Origin of the sequence: Paenibacillus lignilyticus (genome assembly GCF_017942085.1) — a bacterium.
Lineage (GTDB): Bacteria > Bacillota > Bacilli > Paenibacillales > Paenibacillaceae > Paenibacillus_Z > Paenibacillus_Z lignilyticus.
Genome location: NZ_JAGKSP010000007.1, coordinates 19,442 through 39,606, shown reverse-complemented (window position 1 = coordinate 39,606; position 20,165 = coordinate 19,442). Strand labels below are relative to the sequence as shown.

Sequence of the window (20,165 nt, the reverse complement as noted above, 5' to 3'; positions counted from 1 at the left end):
CGACTTTTTGAGACGGCTTGATTCATTTATAGCTGTAACAACTATTGCACTCGCAGATTATCGAAATAGTAGTCCAATGTCGATCTGCCGTTGATTTGAGCCGTGAATCCGGACCACAGATACAGATTCACGCTGTTAAGCTGATGACGATTCTCCTGCGCAATTCCGGTCAAGCTGATGGTCACGGTGTTCCACTGATTCGCCGTTAAGTTCGGCAGCCGATCCTCGTAGATAACGCCGCCCGTCTGATCCTGCAGCTTAAGCACGATCGGTTCGGTTTGCCCCGTCGGCGTCTGCGTTGTCGGATAGACATCAATCTTCAAGCTGGTCGCATTTGCGATATCCGCATAAGGATTGCTAATGGTGTAATAGCCGTTTGCCCAGCCGCTCGATGGCACGGTGTAATGGAACTTGATGGACTGGGCGCCTTCTGTTTTCTTCGTTGTATCCGCCGTTCGCGCAGCCTCGCCTGCCCACTGTGCCGTATTCTCAAAGCCGTTAATCAAGAGGCCCGAAAAGGAGGCGGATGTTGTCACCGTGTAGCTGTCGATATCCGCTGCCGGATTATCGGCCGAGTCCCGCTGAATCTTAATCGTATTCGTTGCGCCGGCATTCAGCGGAATCGTAATGGAGCTCGTATTGGCGAATGTGTTCCAGCTGCCTGTCGGCGCGAAGCTCGTTTGCTGGATTTTCACACTGTTCACGTACAGACTTAGCGTTCTTGCAGCCGTATTCGCATTCGAGAAGCGGATCACCAATGTCGCATTGCCTCCTGCGCCTCCATCAACGTTGCTCACCTGCGAGGAAGCACCGACGCTGTTTAAGTTGCCAACGACTTTCCCATTGGATGCATTGGTTGCCGTCTGCTGCTGGCCGCCGCCGGCGTAAGTTCCGTTCTCTGCCTCATAAACCGTTGTTCCGCCGCCCGATGGCGGCGGCGAGCTGATTAACGTCCCGTCTCCGAATAGACTCGGGTTGAGATACGCATTCGCGGTTCCGTCATTCCAGCCCATCTGCGAGTCGCGCACGCCTCCATCGTCATCATCGTTAATCATCATGTCGAAGCCGAAGCTCATATTGGCCGTCGGCACTTTGCCGAGCGTTGTCCACGGAATCTTCACCTCGATCCGGTAACCGCCGGTTCTTGCTGTTGTCGCCACACTTACGCCAGACGTTGCGCTGTGCTTAAGCTCGCTGGCCGTCGTGTCCCCGTAGCCGACCTGATACATGAAGTCATCAGCGCCGTACGTCGTTGAATGATCATGGTTCATATCCAAATATATATCGATGCTGTCATCATCCGATGCCGCAGCCGAGTCATTTCGGAGCGTATCGTCATTGATGTCGGCCATGACATAGAGATTGGCGCTGTCCCACAGGACGCCGAAGTTGCCGGAGAGATCGGATGATCCCGATACCGTTCCGATGGATACTTTGGAGATGGCATTGGTTACTTTGCCGGTCCAAGCCGTATCCACATTACCGTCGATCGTTACTGCCGAGCTGACTTGGGTCGCATTAAAGGTGCCTGTCGTTGGCGGAGGCGTTGTACCGCCGTAACCTGAGGTGGCCGGAGCCGGCGGCGGCGGAGAATTCGTCATCACCGCGAGAAGCTGACTCATCACCGGCTTGAACGTATTGTTGTTGCGAAGCAAACCGAAATTCGATTCCGGATCATTCAAATTGGTACTGCCGTCTTTGTACGTGTACAGAAACATCGGCCCCGTCCAAGCTGCCCATGCAGACTGCGTCCACACTTGGAAAGCAGATACGATATAGTCGCTTTGCTGCTGCTCGGTTACCGTATTCGGACCGGAAGTGGGGTATCCGAATTCCGTCGCCCATATTTGTTTATTCCCGTCCCCGTTGTTGGCCATAATCGTATGAATTTCATCTGCGCGCAATAGAGCATTCCAGACGCTAGGCGTTGTCGGAGCGGCAGGCCAGCAGTACGGATGGATCGCCAATGCGTCAAAATAGTTCTTCCCCCCGTTCGCATAAATCCCCGTTACCCAAGCGTAAGGGTCCACAATGCCGGACACATTGATCAGGTTCGCCGGCGCGCCGTTCACGATCGTGACCGGTACATGCAAATCGGCAGATGCCGCTCGAATGGCCGTCGCTCCCGGAATCAGAATGTTGCTGACGAATAAAGAAGGACTGGATTGGACCGAGTAGTTCGGCTCATTCCACAGCTCATAGGTAGTTACTCCAAGCGGTAAGTAGCGCCTTACGCCAAGATCGAGGAAGTTCTTCCACGCGTTAATGTTCGCGGCATTGGGATAGTAACGCGTGTCCGAGTTGCCGCCATTCGCCCAGCTTGGCGTATAGCCTGCCACAAGCATGACTTTGAGCCCTCTGCTCAGAGCGGTATTGACCATTTTGTCCGGCCAGCTCCAGTCGTAGGAGGAAGCTCCGCCTGCTTGCACGATGTCCCATCTCAAATCTAACCTTACCCACTTCAAGCCTGCAGCCACGACATTGTCTGCGGCCGTATTCAGTTCAGCCTGCGTGCCGAAATACCATTGCCCCATTATACCGCCTCTTGTATTCGGCGTACTGTAAGCGCTAACACTTGCCGGCAGGACTAATGTGGATAGCAACATAGCCAGCATCGCGAAGACCAGTACAGCCGAGATCCTGCTGCTTCTTTTCATGATAGAACCTCCCAATAGAGTTTAATCATGTCGACCCATGGTGGATGGAATGAAGCCTTCATACGTGGCGCTGCACGGTAAGTAACCAATCTTCCCCCTTTGCGGCTGGATTAGCACATGATTTCCATTGCGCTTCGCGCATATCGTACTTTACGGCCACATCAGCGTCAATTGAAGATCTTTACCTCTGTTCTATTGGAATTGTGATTGTTGCTGGCATAGACGATTTCAATCGGAATGCCCGACTGATCGTTGATCGGCGGCTCATCCGTTATACGCCTTATGCTTGCGGGGTTCTCCATCATCATTCGTGCGGTCAGCGCAAGGACCGTCGCATCCAGGACATCGTCCATTTTAGCTGAAACGTTGCTCCAGACCCGGTTTCCGCCATTAGCGAGATCGTGGATATAATTCGGGATCTCGGCCTGAATAACCGCGAGCCGTTCGAATAGGCCGGGGAGATGATGCTTGCTTGAGAAGCTGCCACGATTCGATAAGGCGATGAAGCAAACTTCGGGGTGTGCTTCCGAGACCATGGAACGGTCCGCGATGCTTAACACGAAATCACGCACATTCGCGATTCTGGGAACCAATGCATAGCCGGGAGGGGTCAGATTCAGCTGCGTCTCTTTCACATTAATGCCATTAATCGCATCGTATCTCTCTCTTGGCGACAGGGAAGGAACACCTTCCGAGTCCGCATGCGAAAGCCGCCGCCATTCCTCTAACGCGTTGTAGCTGGGCGCATGGAAGCATCTCTTCTTATTGGCAGGACCCAGCATGTCCATTACTAATTCATCGCACCTACGTTTGCCGCTGCTGCTGAGCCCAAGCGGCATATCAATCAACAGCTTCCGGCAAGCGGTGCCGAATTCAGCCCAGAGCTCTTCCAAATGCTCCACCTGGACATAGCGGATGGTTGTCCCTTCCTTAGTGCCTGCCAGTAAAGCTGCTACCCATTGATTCTTGGAACCATCGACACCGATATACACGCATTCTCCCCCTATATAAAAGACAACTTCAATCGTTTCGCGCACCATATTCCAATCATACTCCGCATAAGTGTCCAATCGCCAGTCCGAGACTTAGCGTTCATATGATGCATAAATAATTCAAATAAGCGCTATGCCAACCGTTAGAACACGGCCCCTCCCCTCTGATAGGGAGATTCAATCTATTAATTCGCCGGGCTTACGGCAACGTGGGCAATGAAAAGCCGGACCCTATTAAGGGTCCGGCTGGTCAGGATTTCATTATGCTCCGCCGTCAATTCACTTTCACGAGCTGCCACTGCTGATTCGTTCCGCCGTTGTCGAAGTACTGGATGACATCGCCGCCATCCGCGGTGGATGCGCCGCTAACATCCGCGAGTTTGCCGCTATTGCGGTTAATCAGCTTGTAATAGCTTCCGACGAGTACCGGCTGCCATTGCTGACTAAGGCCTGTGCCGCTTGTATTCTGGACCACATTGCCGCCATCCGCGGTGGATTGCCCTGATACATCGAGCACCTTGCCGCTATTGCGGTTTACCAGCTTGTAGTAGCCGCTGCCGACGGAAACGAATTGCCACATTTGGTTCGTACCGCCGTTATCTGTCCACTGGATGACATCGGCTCCGTCCGCCTGCGATGCTTGGCTGACATCCATCAGCTTGCTGCTGTTGCGATTCACCAGCTTGTAGTAGGCAGACGTGTCGATTGTCGGCGTGCTGACACCTGACACGCCGGTGACGACGAATGTGCTGACAGAACCGGCCGGAACCGTCGCCGTAAATTTCTTGTTCGAGAGCGCAAGGCCGGAGACCGCAGCCAAATTCTCCGTGCCGCTGGTCCGCGTCCCCGTCACCGAACCGGTCACATTCGCAAATTGCGACAGGTCATAGGTCACCGTGTTGGAAGCAGAGGAGTCGTTGACCGTAACGATGACGAGCTTGCTTCCCGCGCTATCATAGGCTGCAATGGAATCTCCATCGGCGATATCGAGGATTTTGTAGCCTGGGCGGATGTATTTGCTCCACTGGGCCATGGAATAGTACTTCTTCTTCACTGTAAAGGTGCCGAGGTTCGCGCCGGCATTGTTCAGATCGGTTTCGATCATTCCCCAGCCGCCAGGCGTCTCTACCGCTTGCCAATAGACCCATGCTGAATTTTTCATATATTTGATATCCCATAAAATATTCCGCGACATCGTAATCCCGTTCGCTTCCCCGTCGCCGTGTTCGGAGTTCCAAATCCGCTTGCCGCCGGCTGCGGTGTTCAAGCCAACACGGTCACTGCCGCCGTACGTATGGGAATTGTACTGCACAAGCTTCGCCTTCGTCGCCGCCGAGTAACTGTTGATCGTATCCCTCGCAAGATCGATGCTCGTCTCTTCCGGCGCGCTGATGCCTGTCGTTAAGCCTTTCGTGGTCAGCGAATTGTACAGCTCACCGATCATGATCTGTTGATTGGCGGGGTACATGCGGTTGCCCTCTTGGCGATTGCCGAACGTCCAATAAGCGGAGCTGGGTTCGTTAAAGGCAGAGAGTGTACGGAAAGTCACGCCCCAGTTGCTCTGAAAATGCTGCGCAACCGTAGTCAGATAATCCGCGAAATCATCATACATATCTACCTTCAGGTTCTCATCTGCGTTGGTATTCCCCGTAACGCTGCCGCTCTTCGTCATCCACCACGGAGGCGAGTTGGCGAACGCCTCGGCGATAAACTCGCTCGAGTTGATTCGCGACTTCGCGGCGTTCAACACCCAGCGTTGATTGGCGTCCGCCGTCCAATCGTAGCTTGCGGCAGCCGAAGCCTTATAGCCGGGGATTCTCGCCCGCAAGTCCATATGGTTCGGATAGGCGGGATTCTCGCCGCCGCCGATATTGTAGCGCACGATGTTCAAATTCAGCCCGCTCGTGCTGAACAAACGGTCCGCATAATCGTTGCGTACCGAATCGGCTGCACCTCCGACACGGTGCGCCTACCAAGCGAGCGTCGTGCCCCAGCCTTCCCACGTCTGATATTGGACACTGGGGTTAACAACCGCCGTATATGCAGCTGCATTTACCTTGGGAACATTCATGCCGCCCAAGCCCGATCCCATCATCGTCACCATCACCACCCAGCTGAAAATGAACATACCCATTCGTTTCAACATTACTTCATTGCTCCTCTCCATATTCGAATGTTCATCAGGCAACTGATCACGCAACTTAGGCGGACCGCACAGTCCGTCCCTTCGTTTCGCCTCACCCCCTTTACGATCAAATCGATAAACAGGAATAGAGCAATAAACTTGCCCGCCGCAGCGATGAAACCCATTTCATAAAAGAGCGGCAAGCAACTAGATTGTACCATATTTATATGTAAGCGTTGTCAATTTATGGCGCTTTCGAAAATAAAAAAGCCCGCTTGGCACCAGCGAGCTCCTGCTATTCATCTCGTAACTCTGTACGAGCATGCTTCCCAGGTGGTCGCTGAGAGTTCCGAAATCGATCTCTCAGCGACCACACTAACCATTATCCCCTCGCGTTGGAGGCCGAGAGTTCGAAAAACGAACTCTCACCGCCGAAATCGCGCCGATTCGATGCCGAGAGTTCCGAAATCGATCTCTCAGCGACCAGCCTATCCCTCATCCCCGTCAGCTTCGCCGACTCCGCCCGGTTCCATATTGCGCGGCAAACGGACCTCGAACAACGTGCGAATGACGTCGCTCTGCGCCGTAATGGTCCCTTGATGCTGCGTGACGATGTTCTTCGCGATGGACAGGCCAAGACCCGTGCTTCCTTCGCTGCGCTGGGTTCGTGCTTTATCGCCGGTGTAGAACATATCGAAGATGTACGGCAGTTCCTCCGGAGGAATGCAGGTGCCATAGTTGAGCACCTGAATGACGGCTTCCTCCGCTTCGATCCAGCCATTGAGATCGATGAAACGTCCCTCTCTGCCGTAGCGAATGGCATTGGTCAGCAAATTCTCGAACACACGTGCCAGCAGCTCGCCGTCCCCCGTGACGGTCAGATGCGGAGCCACATTCAGGCGCGTAGTCAGATTGTTTTTCTCCAGCGCCGGATAGAGCTCCTCGTTTAACTGAATAAGAAGCTCGCTCAGATCGAGCGGCTTCTTCTCCACTTGCAGCTTGCCATAATTCACTCGGGTAATTTCGAACAGCTCGTCAATCAGCTTCTCCAGCCGCTGCGATTTCGTGTACGCGATGCTCGTATAATGGTTGATTTGCTCCGGTGTCAGCTGATCGCCGCGAAGAATGAAATCGAGATAACCGAGCACCGAGGTTAGCGGCGTGCGCAAATCATGCGCCAAATTCAAGACCAGCTGCTCCTTGCTGTTTTCTGCAAAATCGCCTCGCTCCAGCGCTTGCTTCAATTTCTCGCTGGCCAGATTAATATCCCGCGCAATATCCTCGAACTCGTCATTGGAGGAGAGCTGTACACGATTGTTGAAGTCGCCGTTGGCAAGCTGATTGATCCCGCTCGATATTTCGCGAAAATAGGACGCATAACGGCTCGTGAAGAGGAAGAAAAACAAAATGGAGAGGGGGATAAACACAATCATGAAGAAGTTGATATCCCCTATTTCGCCAATGAACGTCCGTATCGTATAGAGCGGACTTTCCCGCTTTGTTGTGGAATAATAGAGCTGCAGCACCCTATAGAGCAGATAAGTAATGCCAGCCGACAAAACCATGCTGAAGCCAAAGTATTGCAGCATCTTGAATCGGAAGCTGCGGACCATCTCAGCCATGGAAGGAATACCCCACTCCCCACACCGTTTTGATCAGCTTGTTTTTACGAACATCTTCACCCAGCTTCTTGCGCAGGGTACGAATATGAACCATAACCGTATTGTTGCCTTCAAAATAAGCCTCGCCCCACACCTGGAGAAAAATTTGCTCCGCGCTGAACACCTTCTTCGGATGACTGGCCAGCAGGTACAGGATATCGAACTCTTTCGGCGTAATCTCGATCATTTCCCCATAAAGGACAACGGTGCGCTGTTCCGGATTAATCAGCAAACCTCCCGCTTCCACCACAACCGATGTGTTCGCAGCCGCAGGCTGATTCAGCTGCATCGAACGCCTCAGCTGCGCGTTCACGCGAGCAACCAGTTCCATCGGGTTGAACGGTTTGGTTACATAATCATCCGCGCCGCTGACGAGTCCGGTAATTTTGTCGAGGTCGGTCGTTTTGGCGCTTAGGAAGATAATAGGCAGGTTATAATGAGCACGAATCTGCCTTGTCGCTTCATAGCCATCCAGCTTCGGCATCATGATATCCAGAATCGCCAAGTCAATGGGCTGCTTCTGAATCGCAGCAACCGCCTCGTGGCCATCCCCGACTTTTATGCAGTTATAGCCTTCTTTGAGTAAATGCAGCTCGATTAGATCGGCAATCTCTGCCTCATCGTCTGCGATTAGAATTGTGATCGACTTCATCGGTTCCTCCCTGGATACCATTAGCATGAGGCATGCTCGTAAGTTTCATACTTCGATTACTTGATTTGGGCGGTCACAATGACCCCGTCCTTATTGTTGCCTGACACTTCATAGCTCCCGTTCGCCGGTACCGGAATCGTGGTAGTCCCGGTGATCGGATAATACGAAATCTCAAAAGTTTCTTTATCAATGGTAATCGTGATTTGCTTCTTTTCCTTCAAATAGTCCATATATTGCTCCAGGACAACATCCTTCTTCTGCATCACCGCGCTGTGCGGCAACCCGACGTAACGGAAATGCCACGGCTCCGACTCGATCCCTGTGATCTCCGTTTTGTCCTCGGGATACCGCAAAATAAATCCATAGCGCCATGCATTCTTCTTCAGCCATTTGCCCTCAAGCGATTGACTCATTTCTGCCTGCGCCGAACCAATATCAAGGGATAACCCCAGATGATGTTCGCTGTAGCCCGCCGGCAGCGCGTAGTCAGCACCCTTCTGAGCATAAAGCCGATTCTGCTCCTCATGATTCCGATACCCGCTGTTGATGATAAAATGGCTCACGCCATCGTTCTTCGCAGCCTTTACCATGTCCGCGAATTTACGTGCCAATGTTGGCGACAGCATAATTTCATTATCCTGTAAACGGAATCCGTTCACCAGCTCTAAATGCTGAGACAAATTGACCGCGCCGCTCTCTTCGCCTTCCGGGTGCACCGGATAATCCTTATTCACTAGCAATAAGTCGCCTTGATAGATCTGATCTTCATCTATATGAAGCTCACTCATTTGGGCTTCCGCCGCTTGAGCTTGCTTGCCTTCATTCAATTGGATTTCATTATCCGCGTTCAGTTTGGTCTCCCGCACACCATAGCCGAACAGCAGGGATACGAGCACAATAAAACAAAAAACCCACTTCTTCATCCCCCAAGCCTCCCTTATCTCTTGATGCTTCTAAGGATAAAGAAAACTTGTTAAGAAGAAGTGGGGGAAAACCTAAAGGATTTCTTAAACTTCGAAGGCACCTAACTTTTCAAATGGTTAAGCCAGTTCCCCAATCCGAATATCATCGAACGCGACGCTGCCGAATTGAGCATACAAGCGCAGCTTCAGCGGTGCTTGTGCCTGCCTTTGGAATCTTGAAATTAACGTCCGATTGCCATTCACGCAGAGGTCGATCCAATCCTGTTTGATCACGGCCTCAATCGAGGTGGTTTCGTGCAAGCCCGGAACTTCATAGATCGAAGCCGCTTCATTCTCAAGCAAAGAGGAACAATGGGCACGATGAATGCCGACTTTGCGCCGAGAAGGATCGAATCGAATCGTATGACCGTCCTCGAATCCGTTCGGACCGGCAATGGATAAGCCGTAATATAAGTTGCGGTTTTCGGGGGTCGCCTGACAAGAAACGATCAGATCAGCAGCCCCCTCGAACTCGATATCGCGATAAATAAGTCCGTTAAAGTCACTCAATGCTACCGGGCCAATCTCATGCAAAGCAATCGGATCCGCTGCCAATTCCGGCATGGGCTTGAACCCTAATGTACCGTCGGCATGCTGCACAAGCTCACGAATGACGAGTTCTCCCGCGTACCGATCCGGCGTGGATAGGAAACCGGCCGCCATTCTGCGCCCATCATGATAGGCCGCCGTCTTAGGCACGCGCCATTGCACGCAATCGAAAACATCCATCGCCGGCCGCAGCCAAGGGCCCATCGGCTCTCGTGAATAACGGTACCGCGCCACGCCGTCGTTACTGAAAATCAGATAATACCAGCCATCCCACTGAAAATAATCCGAGCATTCCGGTTCATCATGATACCCCGGTACGATAAACGGCTCCTGCTCCGTCCAATCCACGAGATCCGCGGACGTCAAATGGGCTAAGCAGCCCTGATTGCGAGAAGTCGAGAGCAGACTCGTTGTAATCAGCATATGATATAGGCCGTCTTCATCCCGGAACACATGCGGATCCCGAACCGATGCCAGCGAATACTTAGTGGACAGCCCTATGTACTGCTCGGATTTGCGGAACTCCGAACCATCCGTGCTTGTGGCATAGGATAATTTGGCCGGGGAGCCGTCCGTGGCCCTTACGGCAAAATAAGCATAATAGGTGTGATCCTTTACGATGATCGAGCCTGTGCAGATTGAACCTTCCCAGTCGGCCGTAATGGCCACTGCCATGGGATGATGCTCCCAGGATTTGAAGTCGCGCGTACTAATTTGAGCCCATTGATGCGCGCCAAGACTCCATTTGCTCGCATGGCCTCTGCGGTCGTACAAGTAAAACAAGCGGAATCGTTCGCCATCGAAGAACGGCATGCAATCCCCGACGCCGGTATTGTGTCCGCGCGGCTTCCAATACTGGATCGAAGTCGGCTCCACGCCAAGATATTGATCCTCCAGCTGCGTTGAAGGTCTCTCGGGGGTGATCGCGTTTTTCCATACAGAGAGCTTATCGCCGGAATCGCCGACCTTGATTACCGCATTCGTCAACGGCAGTGAACCCATCGGCCAATCTTCGTCCACCAGCACACCGTCGACATAGAAGCGGACGGAGTACCCGTTATAACTGACGAATAGTGAATGCGCACCGCCTCCAATGGAATCCCACGGAACAGTTAAGGTTAACGGATTCGGACGTGCATCCGTACGAAATTCCACGATGATCGAAGGCTTCCGCACGGCAGCCGAAGTTCCGGAATAGACGCGAATAATCTCCTTGGGCGACTGCTCCTGCTCCTGATCCTGCTCCTGCTGAACAATGGACACGTAATCCTCATCAGACACTTGCGCAATCGCAACTTGCATCGACAATCGCTGAACATTTCCCCAATCGAACTGGCTGGCTTCGCGTTGATTTAGAATCAAATCGCAAGGTATCTCTGCAGGCTGGCTCATGAATGATTCACTCCGTTCTATTCCGTTTCTGAGGTAGGAAGAAATAAGTCCCGATTACGCTCATAAAGCTGTTTGTAGGTTCGATAGCCCCGCTCATACTTAGCTGCGTTTGCTTGAATCGGTACAACAGGCTGTTCATGGATGCTAACGATAGCGGCACACGCCGACTCCACGCTGCTGTAGACCTGCACGCCTACGCCTGCAATCATCGCCGCTCCGAAGCATGCTTGCTCCCGCATCGTGCTTACATATACGTCGACCCCGAGAATATCGGCGAGAATCTGCTTCCACAGATCGCTCTTCGCGCCGCCTCCCGAAACGATCAGCTTATCCATCCCGACGCCAAGCGACTTGAAGATCTCCAAGCTGTCCCGCATCGAGTAGCCGACTCCTTCCAGTACCGATCGAACAAGATGGGCATCGGTATGCTTTAGCGTCAAACCGAAGAACATCCCTTTCGCATGCGGATCCATATGAGGTGTACGATCACCGGCCAGATAAGGTAAGAAAATAACCCCTTCGCTGCCGGCCGGTATGGCTTCAGCTCGTTCATCTAACCGCGGATAGTCGGTGTCGTGCAAAATTTGCCCGGCCAACCATCTGAGCGAAAGTCCGGCACTCATGGAGGCTCCGAGCAAATACCAGCGATCCGGCACAGCGTGCACATAAGTGTGCGTACGAAGCAGCTCATCATAGACAGGCCGAACGATCGGAGCGAACAATTGACCGCCTGTTCCAATCGTACAGGAAACTGTACCCGGTGAAACAATACCGTTTCCAATGGCTTGCATCGGCTGATCCGCCCCGCCGTACACGACCGGAGTCCCTACAGCGAATGGCCCTTCGGCCGCCGCTTGCCGCGTAACGCTCCCGCTGATTTGCCACGGCTCCCCGGCGGTTGGGAATAAGGCTTGATCAATGCCCACTTTCGCGAACAGCTCTTCCGACCAGCATCTGTCCGCGACATTGTAAGCCGAGGTACTGGATGCGTCCGTCGTTTCCACGCCGATAGCGCCCGTTAGCCGGTATCGAACATAGTCCTTCGGGAGAATTACGGACCGAATACGGCGATACAACTCCGGTTCATGGTTCTTCATCCACATGAGCGAAAGAAGCTGGAACCCCGTCGCCACCGGATTTTGAATCAGCTCGCCCAGCTCTTTCGGTGTGAATACCTTCTCAAGCTCAAGCTTCTCGCCAACGGTGCGTTGGTCGCACCAGATGATTGACGGTCGAATGACTTCGCCATTCTCATCCAGAGCCACCAGCCCATGCATCTGTCCGGAGAGGCCGATTCCGATAATCCGCTCTGCTCCGAGGTTCGCCTGCTGCAGCGCCGCCGCCGTTGTCTTGCAGGTTAGATGCCACCATTCCTCCGGATCTTGTTCGGCATAAAACGGGGATGGAATGTGCGTCTCATAGTCCAGTTGAGCAAACCCGAGCATTCGGCCTTCTACATCCATGAGCATGGATTTGACGCTTGAGGTTCCGATATCGATCCCCAGCAGAGCTTCCATTCCTTCCACCTCCGCGAGTTTTACCTATAAAACATAATCAATATACAGAATAGTCACAACAATCATACACAAGCATGCAAACGAAGACAAGCATACATATCCGGTCGTGTTTTACCAAATAATAAGGTGCTTTTAAAACAGCATCAGAGGAGGTACCAATGGCTTCTACAACAAGCAATGCGTTTCTGTCGGGGATCCGCGAGAGACGCACCATCTATGCGCTGAGCAAAGAATCACCCATTCCGGATAGTCGTATCGAAGAAATCATTAGTGATGCCGTGAAGCATACGCCATCGGCCTTTAATTCGCAGAGTACCAGGATCGTCCTGCTCCTGGGGGAGCAGCACGATAAACTGTGGGATATCACGACGCAGGTGTTGAAGGCGATCGTGCCGGCAGAGCAGTTTGAATCCACGCAGCAGAAGATGGACAGCTTCAAAGCGGGCTACGGCTCCATTCTTTTCTTCGAGGATGAAAGCATTGTCGAAGGGCTGCAGGCGCAATTCCCTACATATCAGGACAGGTTTCCGGATTGGTCGCAGCATACGAATGCCATGCATCAATTTGTCATATGGACCGCCTTAGCGAACGAAGGGTTAGGTGCAAGTCTTCAGCATTACAATCCGCTGATCGATGAGAAGGTGAAGAACGAATGGAGCATTCCCGAGAAGTGGAAGCTCATTGCTCATATGCCATTCGGTAAACCGACTGCGCCGGCCGGAGAGAAGCAATTCAAGCCGATCGAGGAACGCTTTAAGGTTTTCAAATAAAGAAAGAAGCAGCGATGGTCTCGCTGCTTCTTTCTTTAACTATGCCAGCCGGTACTAGTGTGCTGCTCTTCTCGCCTGTTCCTGTTTCAGCTTCTCCGGTGTAACATCGTTCCCATCGGGATCGATAATCGTCGAATGCAAGAGCAGACTGCCTACAGAACCGCGAAAGATCCGAAGATATTCTTTGCGCAGCTCGGCCTGTTCCGTTTTCTCGGCATCCGTTAAGCCGATATCTTTTTGCTTCCTGGATAGCTCATTAATTCGATTAAGTATATTCAGCATAATGGCTCACTCCTTTACCTCGGACGTTCCATCTCAAACAATCTGCCCAAGTTTGCATAATAATTGCCTGCCATGCGGCTGACAGGAGCCAGCTTGTGCGCATCGATTCTCCCATTCTCCAGAAGCTCTTCCGAGATCTGAAAACGGACCACTCGCGCAATCAACAGGTCACATCCCGGCGTACCGCCTGTTCCGCCAAGCTCTATAGCCTGCTCCAGCACACATTCCATTCTTATCTTAGACTCCGCAATCCCCGGCACTTTAACGGTTTCGCTATCCATTGGCGTGAGCCCTGCTACTGTTATCTCGCTTTCATCCGGTGGCAAGTTCGCTGCCGTTTCATTAATGGCCTTCACATTCGTCTCATCCACGATGTGAATAACAAGCTCGCCTGTTGCAGCCGCATTTCGCGCCGTGTCCTTCATCACGCCATTCTTGCGCTGAACGGCTACGGATAAGAGCGGCGGATTGCTGGAAACGATGGAAAAATAGCTGAATGGCGCGCCGTTCAACACCCCTTGCTCCGATAGTGTAGTCACAAACGCGATGGGACGCGGAACGACGCTGCCGATAAGAAGCTTATAATTATCTCGATCGCCTTGAGCCGACGGATCTATGGAGATCATGGATTTCCTCGCACCTCCCTTTTGAGCATCCATCCATCAATTAAGCTTGCGGAAAATGCTCTTCAAACCACTTCGTGGCTGCATGGACCTCGGAAGCGGTCAACTGGTGACCGTAGTTCTCCCAATGGACGGCAACATCGGCTCCCGCTCCGCCGAGCAGCTGCTGCAATTCCTCTGTCTCGCTTGCCGAACAGATCGGGTCGTTCGTGCCGGCACCGATGAAGATCGGAGTACCCGACAAGACGGGCAGCTCCTTTCCACGCAGCGGAACCATCGGATGATGCAGGATCGCGCCTTTGAAAGCATCGGCATAATGGAACAGCAGGCTTCCTGCGATGTTAGCGCCATTGGAGTACCCGACAGCGACGAAGCTGCTGCGGTCAATGCCGTATTGAGCTGCGGCTTCGTCCAGGAAGTCGTAGAGCTCTTTGGTACGGAAAACAAGATCCTCTTCATCGAAGATGCCTTCGGCCAACCGCCGGAAGAAGCGCGGCATGCCATTCTCCAAAATGTTACCTCGAATGCTTAGCAGCGAAGAACCAGGAGAGATCCGTTGTCCGAGCGAGATCAGATCTCTCTCCGTTCCGCCTGTGCCGTGCAGCAGCACTAATGTCGGCGCACCGGCAGATGTGCCCTGTTCGAAAATATGCCTCATTGCTTATTCGCCTCCAATTCACGAACTTGGATCGGATGCAGATTCGCTTCGATCTGATCACGTTTTGGCTCAAACCAAGATGGCAGCATCAATTTCTCGCCCAGCGCATCTGCAGCTTCGTCATTTGCGAATCCCGGTGGATCCGTAGCGATCTCGAACAGTATGCCGCCGGCTTCCCGGAAGTAAATCGCGTTAAAGTACTGGCGATCAATAATCTGAGTCGGCTGATAGCCGGAGTTCAGCACTTCCGTTTGCCACTGTGCATGTTCCTCGAAATCCTTCGCTCTCCATGCAATATGGTGCACCGTACCTGCGCCGCCTGCTCCCCACTCCATGTCCGCTACCGGTACATCGATAAGGTTCCCGAGATCAGCTGAGGTTTGGAAACGTGCATAGCCTTGATCCTCGCCGATTTGGGTCATGCCCATGATATGCTCGAGAGCGTGTCTCGTTTGCGCCGATTTGGTACTGAACAATACCGCTCCGCCAAAACCTTTAATGGCTTTATCGGTAGGAACACCGCCAAAGGACCATTCATTGTTCGCGCCGGCTTCGCGTTCCACGATTTCAAGCCGCAGCCCTTCGTTATCCGTGAACTGAAGATAGTCCTCGGAGAAACGAGTCACCTTCGTTGTTTCAATCCCAAAGCCTTTCAAACGATCTTCCCAGAAGCCGAGTGCTCCAACAGGAACTACATAGGTGGTAATCCCCACTTGCCCGCCGCCAACTTTACCTTTGCGGGAATTCGGCCATGGGAAGAAGGTGATAATGGTGCCCGGTGTGCCGGCTTTGTCGCCGAAGTACAGGTGATACACATCCGGAGCATCAAAGTTAATCGTCCGTTTTACAAGTCGCAGACCAAGGATACCTGCGTAGAAATCGACATTCGCCTGCGGATCTCTTGCAAAGGCTGTAATGTGGTGAATACCGGCAGTCTGTAATGACATGAACAATCACTCCCATTGAATTATTGTTAGTTTAGTGCAGAATCAGCAGCTATTTCAGTTAGTATTCCGCCATTTTCCCGAAAATAATGAGGTGTCCGTGATTAGTTAATCAGGGCATCCAGCGAATACGCGCCGGCTCCGGCGAAGGCTACGCCGATCACGACCGCAAGAACCACAAGCGGATATTCATATCCGTTAGCCGTTACCCAAAGCCCGTTCTTCACATGGACTTTAACGATTGCGCCAAGCATGGTTAGTGCAATTAGCGCGGCTGCCAGCGGAGTAAACAATCCGGCTGCGAAGAGCGCCCCGCCGACTAATTCCATGAGCCCAGCCAGAACAGCCATCAGAACGCCGGGTTTCATGCCGATCGATTCCATCCAGCCGCCCGTTCCCTTCGGACCGTAACCGCCAAACCAGCCAAGCAGCTTCTGTGCACCATGTCCGATAAACAACAAACCAATCACTACGCGAATCATCAATAATCCTAATGCTAACATTTCTTATGACCTCCATATAGTTTTATTTTAACAATCTTTGATTAAAGATATTGGGCAGACGTATTAGTTAAACAACAGTGCGTCCAGCGAATACGAGCCTGCTCCGGCAAAAGCAACACCGACTACAACTGCGAGCGCGACAAGCGGGTATTCATAACCGTTCGCCGTTACCCATAGACCGTTCTTCCCGTGTACTTTCACGATTGCGCCAAGCATGGTTAGTGCAATAAGCGCGGCTGCCAGCGGTGTGAACAATCCGGCTGCGAAGAGCGCCCCGCCGACGAATTCCATGAGCCCAGCCAGAACAGCCATCAGAACGCCGGGTTTCATGCCGATCGATTCCATCCAGCCGCCCGTTCCCTTCGGACCGTAACCGCCAAACCAGCCAAACAGCTTCTGTGCACCGTGTCCGATAAACAACAAACCAATTACTACGCGAATAATTAATAATCCTAATGCTAACATTTCTTATGACCTCCATTTTGTTTTGGTTTTAATAATCTTGAATTAAAGATATATGATAAAAAAAAGCGTTATGGATGCTTCTAACTTTCTACGCCTTTTCCTAATTTCTTCAGAAGCTCAATAAGGGTCAGCTTCTCTTCTTGCGATAAACTTTGTGACATCAAGTGTATGGAAGCGGCATGCTTGGGAAAAATGTCATCAAACAAGTCGTTCCCGGCTTGCGTGATTTCCGCAAAGATGACTCTGCGATCGTCTTCACACGGGATCCGCTTAAGCAGCCCTTTCTTCTCCAGTTTATCGATATTGTACGTGATGCTGCCACTGGTGACCAGGATCTTCTCGCCGATTTGCTGAAGCGGAATTCGGCCCTTCGTGTAGAGCACTTCGAGAATCGTAAATTCGGAAGAGGACAGCTCGTATTGCTTCATATCTTTAACGGCTTTGTCCATTAACGTTCTGAAGGCTTTGGAAAGCACAACGAAAGCTTTAAGCGAGACCGCTTGGTCGTCATCGAGTTGGAATGACATTTGCGTTCACCTCCCTTTAATGTCTTGGAGTTAATTATCTTGAATTAAAGATATCTTAATTTCGGGGTGAAGTCAACAACTTTTTTAGACCCCCTAAATCCCCCTGCAAGGGACCCCGAGGGACCCGTCCCTCTGGACACCCGGAATTTGAATAACGTTGGAGCCACAGAGAAGCGCTCGCGAGTTTTGTTTGGCGCGTACGATCGCTTTCGTCCCATTCGGGACACGCTTCCCTTTTGGCGGGTTTTATCCACCTGGTGTCCCTCGCGGGAACATGAGAACGTAGTCCGGTTCAGAGACGCGTGTGATCAGGTGCGTGCATGTCCTCGCTTTCGTCCCGTTCGGGACACGCTTTACTTTCGGCGCGCGTTTGGGGTTACCAGGTGCTCGCGGCTTTGCCGCTCGCACGGTAACCTGGAGGCCCGCTCTTCGCTCCCCGCGGGGATGTTAGTGAAAGACAATAAAGGCGACCTCATTCCTTGTCAGGAACTTCGGCCGCCTTTTTTTATAAGCAAGCCTCTATAGAATAGAGGCTGCATCATTATTATGACTCTTCGCTAAACAGCGCGGCATATGCGCCATAGCCTCTTTTCTCCAGATCGGCTTTCGGTATAAATTCCATGGCGGCAGAGTTCATACAGAACCGCATCCCCGTCGACGCAGGTCCATCGTTAAACACGTCGCCCAGGAAGGAATCCGCATTGCGGCTTCTAACCTCCGTTCCAGAGAAGAAACCTTTGCGTTTCAGCACGACATTATCGGACTCCAGCGGCTTGGAGAAGCTGGGCCAGCCTGTACACGCATCATATTTGTCCTTGGAGCTGAACAAAGGCTCGCCGGAAACGACATCGACGTAAATGCCATCTTCTTCGTTGTCCCAGTATTCGTTAGCGAACGGTCTCTCGTCTATACCGCGCTGCGTTACGTCATATTGTTGTTTAGTTAGCTGCTTTAACTTCTCTTCTTTATTAAAATTCACGGCTGCGCCTTGTTTAGCGTTCGTTTTCATATAGCCATCTCCCCGTATGTTATTTATCAACATTCAACGAATTCAGCATGCCGTACACAACACCTTGGTGATAGTGCATATGCATCGCGGTCAAGTAGAGGAGCTCGCCGATATTCTCGGCGTGCAGGACGTTCTCTCTTACAGGCTCGTCCAGTTTGTCCCTCAGCGTCTCGTGGATATGCTTGTTCAATTCTTTGAGCTTGGCGATCAATTCGTCCCACTCAGGCGGTTCTCCCTGCCAATCCGCGGGCCTCGTGCCATAGGCGAAGAAATCTTGATAGCGCTCAGGCAAGGAGAAGAGGTCCGGCTGCCCCGAAAGAACAAGAACATCAAAATGCGTGATGACCAGAACATGGCCCAAATGCCAGTGGATATTGTTGCTGTAGCCTGCCGGGATCAGGGCTCGTTTCTCCGGCGGACATGGTTGGAGCACACGAATGATTTTTTTGATGTGTTTGTTCAATTGGCGAAGTGCGAATTCAGCTCTCACTGGGCAGCTTCTCCTTTGCAAATTGTCCGGCATATTCGCCGTACCCGCTTTTATCAAGCTCGGCAGCCGGAATAAAGATCATCGACGATGAGTTTATGCAGTATCGCAGTCCCGTTGGTTTGGGCCCGTCATCGAATACATGCCCCAGAAAGGAATCCGCGTGACGGCTTCTTACTTGGGTCGACGACGAGAATAAGCCGGGATCCGGTTTCAAAACAATATTGTTCGACTCTAACGGCTTCGTAAAACTCGGCCAGCCCGTACCGGCATCAAATTGGTCCTGAGAGCTGAATAAAGGCTCGCCCGAAACGATATCGACGTAAATCCCTTCCTCTTCATTGGCCCAGTATTCGTTCTCGAATGGCGGATCCTCGAAATCCCTCTGAGTGACGTTAAATTGATGCTTAGTCAACGTTTTCAGCTTCTCTTCTTTATCGAACGCTTGATTGAACCCGATCTTGGCATGCAATTTCACTTCCCGATCCTTGCCCCAAGCGCTATTCAGGAAAGAGTCGCGGCCGGAGGCGAGCTCGGTCAGCCCATGCTGGAGCGGATTTTTCTTGTAATAATCCTGATGTTCGGTTTCGGCTTTGTAAAAGGTAGAAGCAGCTGCTATCTTCGTAACGATCGGCTGCTTGAACCTCTTGGATGCCGCTAATTCATCTCGCGATGCTTCAGCCAGCTCCTTCTGCTCCTTGCTGCTGTAAAACACGGCGGTTCGATATTCACTGCCGCGATCGGCGAATTGGCCTTCCGCATCCGTAGGGTCAATGCTTCGCCAATAAACCTGCAAAAGGTCTTCATACGTCAGCTGATGCGGGTTATAGAGCACCTCTACCGACTCGAGATGCCCTGTAGTTTGGGAGCCCACTTCCTCATACGTGGGATTCTTCTTATGTCCTCCCGTGTACCCCGACTCGACGCGCAAGACGCCATCCACTTTCTCGAAAACCTCTTCCATGGGCCAGAAGCATCCACCGGCAAATACCGCGATTTCGTAAGGCGTATTCGAGTTTTTAATAAACGTCGTTAACAGCTCTTGCTCCTTCGCCAGTTCTTTATTGTGATGGGACATATAGACGGAATAACCAATAATCATTACCAGGGCCATCGCCAATACAATCAACATGCTCTTTTTGAATGTCAATGTTCGTTCTCCTCCGCCCGGATCTTAATAGTTCAAGAAGCAATTTATTTCATAAATAGATCCGCCGACAAGAGCAACGAGAAGAGTCCAAGTGATTATTTTTCTGTACATATTTAACATCCTCCTCTTAAGTAACTATCTATATTTGTTTTGCTGGTTACAATATATCATGGTTACACTCGAAAAGCAAGTAACTATCCATTTTAATTTATATGGTTAATGTTGGATAATAAAAAACGC

Annotated in this window: 20 protein-coding genes and 1 pseudogene; 1 reads left to right on the top strand and 20 read right to left on the bottom strand. The window is 51.8% G+C overall.

All coding sequences use genetic code 11. The annotated features are described in order from the left end of the window. Positions 1-41: 41 nt before the first annotated feature. From I8J30_RS17930 to xylB, 10 genes and pseudogenes are all read right to left on the bottom strand, one after another. Positions 42-2,657, bottom strand: a complete 2,616-nt coding sequence (locus I8J30_RS17930) for a sugar-binding protein (RefSeq protein WP_210660227.1) — start codon at positions 2,655-2,657, stop codon at positions 42-44. Positions 2,658-2,824: 167 nt separating this feature from the next. Then, positions 2,825-3,649, bottom strand: a complete 825-nt coding sequence (locus I8J30_RS17925) for a DUF429 domain-containing protein (protein WP_210660225.1) — start codon at positions 3,647-3,649, stop codon at positions 2,825-2,827. A gap of 274 nt (positions 3,650-3,923) precedes the next feature. Beyond that, entirely contained in the window at positions 3,924-4,682 is a 759-nt protein-coding gene (locus I8J30_RS34245; protein WP_420831235.1) for an RICIN domain-containing protein, read from the bottom strand. Between the two features lie 273 nt (positions 4,683-4,955). Then, positions 4,956-5,570 (bottom strand): annotated as a pseudogene (locus I8J30_RS34240) (glycoside hydrolase); the annotation flags it as partial. 48 nt (positions 5,571-5,618) lie between these two features. Further along, on the bottom strand, positions 5,619-5,795 hold the full coding sequence (locus I8J30_RS17915; RefSeq protein WP_210660221.1) for a hypothetical protein: 177 nt from the start codon (positions 5,793-5,795) through the stop codon (positions 5,619-5,621). A gap of 467 nt (positions 5,796-6,262) precedes the next feature. Beyond that, on the bottom strand, positions 6,263-7,396 hold the full coding sequence (locus I8J30_RS17910; protein ID WP_210660219.1) for a HAMP domain-containing sensor histidine kinase: 1,134 nt from the start codon (positions 7,394-7,396) through the stop codon (positions 6,263-6,265). Further along, the gene (locus tag I8J30_RS17905) at positions 7,389-8,087 is read right to left on the bottom strand and encodes a response regulator transcription factor (RefSeq protein WP_210660218.1); all 699 of its coding nucleotides are present in this window, start codon (positions 8,085-8,087) and stop codon (positions 7,389-7,391) included. The genes I8J30_RS17910 and I8J30_RS17905 overlap by 8 nt, the downstream gene beginning before the upstream one ends. Before the next feature lie 56 nt (positions 8,088-8,143). Continuing rightward, positions 8,144-9,010 carry a M15 family metallopeptidase gene (locus I8J30_RS17900; protein ID WP_210660216.1) on the bottom strand — a complete coding sequence of 289 codons (867 nt, stop codon included), beginning with the start codon at positions 9,008-9,010 and terminating at the stop codon, positions 8,144-8,146. Between the two features lie 117 nt (positions 9,011-9,127). After that, positions 9,128-10,990, bottom strand: a complete 1,863-nt coding sequence (locus I8J30_RS17895; RefSeq protein WP_210660214.1) for a glycoside hydrolase family protein — start codon at positions 10,988-10,990, stop codon at positions 9,128-9,130. A gap of 17 nt (positions 10,991-11,007) precedes the next feature. Further along, positions 11,008-12,507, bottom strand: coding sequence for a xylulokinase (xylB, locus tag I8J30_RS17890; protein WP_210660212.1), 1,500 nt, complete (start codon positions 12,505-12,507; stop codon positions 11,008-11,010). Positions 12,508-12,665: 158 nt separating this feature from the next. Between xylB and I8J30_RS17885 the strand changes: the two genes are divergently transcribed. Further along, positions 12,666-13,277: a nitroreductase family protein gene (locus tag I8J30_RS17885; RefSeq protein ID WP_210660210.1), complete on the top strand. Its 612-nt coding sequence runs from the start codon at positions 12,666-12,668 to the stop codon at positions 13,275-13,277. Positions 13,278-13,331: 54 nt separating this feature from the next. On the opposite strand, the gene I8J30_RS17880 is transcribed toward I8J30_RS17885, so the two are convergent. From I8J30_RS17880 to msrA, 10 genes are all read right to left on the bottom strand, one after another. After that, a complete protein-coding gene (locus tag I8J30_RS17880) occupies positions 13,332-13,559 on the bottom strand; it encodes a DUF896 domain-containing protein (RefSeq protein ID WP_210660208.1) in 228 nt (75 codons plus the stop codon). 14 nt (positions 13,560-13,573) lie between these two features. Beyond that, positions 13,574-14,185 carry a flavin reductase family protein gene (locus I8J30_RS17875; protein WP_210660206.1) on the bottom strand — a complete coding sequence of 204 codons (612 nt, stop codon included), beginning with the start codon at positions 14,183-14,185 and terminating at the stop codon, positions 13,574-13,576. Between the two features lie 40 nt (positions 14,186-14,225). Continuing rightward, positions 14,226-14,840: an alpha/beta hydrolase gene (locus I8J30_RS17870; RefSeq protein WP_210660197.1), complete on the bottom strand. Its 615-nt coding sequence runs from the start codon at positions 14,838-14,840 to the stop codon at positions 14,226-14,228. Beyond that, complete coding sequence (locus I8J30_RS17865) at positions 14,837-15,787, bottom strand: ring-cleaving dioxygenase (RefSeq protein WP_210660195.1); 951 nt, start codon at positions 15,785-15,787, stop codon at positions 14,837-14,839. The genes I8J30_RS17870 and I8J30_RS17865 overlap by 4 nt, the downstream gene beginning before the upstream one ends. 101 nt (positions 15,788-15,888) lie before the next feature. After that, positions 15,889-16,287 carry a DoxX family protein gene (locus I8J30_RS17860; RefSeq protein WP_210660193.1) on the bottom strand — a complete coding sequence of 133 codons (399 nt, stop codon included), beginning with the start codon at positions 16,285-16,287 and terminating at the stop codon, positions 15,889-15,891. Between the two features lie 63 nt (positions 16,288-16,350). Further along, positions 16,351-16,752 carry a DoxX family protein gene (locus I8J30_RS17855; RefSeq protein WP_210660191.1) on the bottom strand — a complete coding sequence of 134 codons (402 nt, stop codon included), beginning with the start codon at positions 16,750-16,752 and terminating at the stop codon, positions 16,351-16,353. Positions 16,753-16,832: 80 nt separating this feature from the next. Further along, the gene (locus I8J30_RS17850; protein WP_210660190.1) at positions 16,833-17,279 is read right to left on the bottom strand and encodes a MarR family winged helix-turn-helix transcriptional regulator; all 447 of its coding nucleotides are present in this window, start codon (positions 17,277-17,279) and stop codon (positions 16,833-16,835) included. A 544-nt stretch (positions 17,280-17,823) separates the two neighbouring features. Continuing rightward, the gene (gene msrB, locus I8J30_RS17845; protein ID WP_240548167.1) at positions 17,824-18,288 is read right to left on the bottom strand and encodes a peptide-methionine (R)-S-oxide reductase MsrB; all 465 of its coding nucleotides are present in this window, start codon (positions 18,286-18,288) and stop codon (positions 17,824-17,826) included. Positions 18,289-18,307: 19 nt separating this feature from the next. Beyond that, the gene (locus tag I8J30_RS17840) at positions 18,308-18,778 is read right to left on the bottom strand and encodes a DinB family protein (RefSeq protein ID WP_210660181.1); all 471 of its coding nucleotides are present in this window, start codon (positions 18,776-18,778) and stop codon (positions 18,308-18,310) included. Then, complete coding sequence (gene msrA / locus I8J30_RS17835; protein WP_210660724.1) at positions 18,768-19,853, bottom strand: peptide-methionine (S)-S-oxide reductase MsrA; 1,086 nt, start codon at positions 19,851-19,853, stop codon at positions 18,768-18,770. Before msrA ends, I8J30_RS17840 begins: the two co-directional genes overlap by 11 nt. Positions 19,854-20,165 lie beyond the last annotated feature (312 nt).

What these genes read in the sequence shown, in the direction of transcription:
- xylB (WP_210660212.1), bottom strand. Translation starts at nt 12,507, where the DNA reads ATGGAAGCTCTGCTGGGGATCGATATCGGAACCTCAAGCGTCAAATCC.
- I8J30_RS17870 (WP_210660197.1), bottom strand. Translation starts at nt 14,840, where the DNA reads ATGAGGCATATTTTCGAACAGGGCACATCTGCCGGTGCGCCGACATTA.
- I8J30_RS17865 (WP_210660195.1), bottom strand. Translation starts at nt 15,787, where the DNA reads ATGTCATTACAGACTGCCGGTATTCACCACATTACAGCCTTTGCAAGA.
- msrA (WP_210660724.1), bottom strand. Translation starts at nt 19,853, where the DNA reads ATGTCCCATCACAATAAAGAACTGGCGAAGGAGCAAGAGCTGTTAACG.
- I8J30_RS17910 (WP_210660219.1), bottom strand. Translation starts at nt 7,396, where the DNA reads ATGGCTGAGATGGTCCGCAGCTTCCGATTCAAGATGCTGCAATACTTT.
- I8J30_RS17895 (WP_210660214.1), bottom strand. Translation starts at nt 10,990, where the DNA reads ATGAGCCAGCCTGCAGAGATACCTTGCGATTTGATTCTAAATCAACGC.
- I8J30_RS17880 (WP_210660208.1), bottom strand. Translation starts at nt 13,559, where the DNA reads ATGCTGAATATACTTAATCGAATTAATGAGCTATCCAGGAAGCAAAAA.
- I8J30_RS17905 (WP_210660218.1), bottom strand. Translation starts at nt 8,087, where the DNA reads ATGAAGTCGATCACAATTCTAATCGCAGACGATGAGGCAGAGATTGCC.
- I8J30_RS17885 (WP_210660210.1), top strand. Translation starts at nt 12,666, where the DNA reads ATGGCTTCTACAACAAGCAATGCGTTTCTGTCGGGGATCCGCGAGAGA.
- I8J30_RS17930 (WP_210660227.1), bottom strand. Translation starts at nt 2,657, where the DNA reads ATGAAAAGAAGCAGCAGGATCTCGGCTGTACTGGTCTTCGCGATGCTG.
- I8J30_RS34245 (WP_420831235.1), bottom strand. Translation starts at nt 4,682, where the DNA reads ATGGCCCAGTGGAGCAAATACATCCGCCCAGGCTACAAAATCCTCGAT.
- msrB (WP_240548167.1), bottom strand. Translation starts at nt 18,288, where the DNA reads ATGAAAACGAACGCTAAACAAGGCGCAGCCGTGAATTTTAATAAAGAA.
- I8J30_RS17900 (WP_210660216.1), bottom strand. Translation starts at nt 9,010, where the DNA reads ATGAAGAAGTGGGTTTTTTGTTTTATTGTGCTCGTATCCCTGCTGTTC.
- I8J30_RS17860 (WP_210660193.1), bottom strand. Translation starts at nt 16,287, where the DNA reads ATGTTAGCATTAGGATTATTGATGATTCGCGTAGTGATTGGTTTGTTG.
- I8J30_RS17850 (WP_210660190.1), bottom strand. Translation starts at nt 17,279, where the DNA reads ATGTCATTCCAACTCGATGACGACCAAGCGGTCTCGCTTAAAGCTTTC.
- I8J30_RS17915 (WP_210660221.1), bottom strand. Translation starts at nt 5,795, where the DNA reads ATGTTGAAACGAATGGGTATGTTCATTTTCAGCTGGGTGGTGATGGTG.
- I8J30_RS17875 (WP_210660206.1), bottom strand. Translation starts at nt 14,185, where the DNA reads ATGATCTCCATAGATCCGTCGGCTCAAGGCGATCGAGATAATTATAAG.
- I8J30_RS17855 (WP_210660191.1), bottom strand. Translation starts at nt 16,752, where the DNA reads ATGTTAGCATTAGGATTATTAATTATTCGCGTAGTAATTGGTTTGTTG.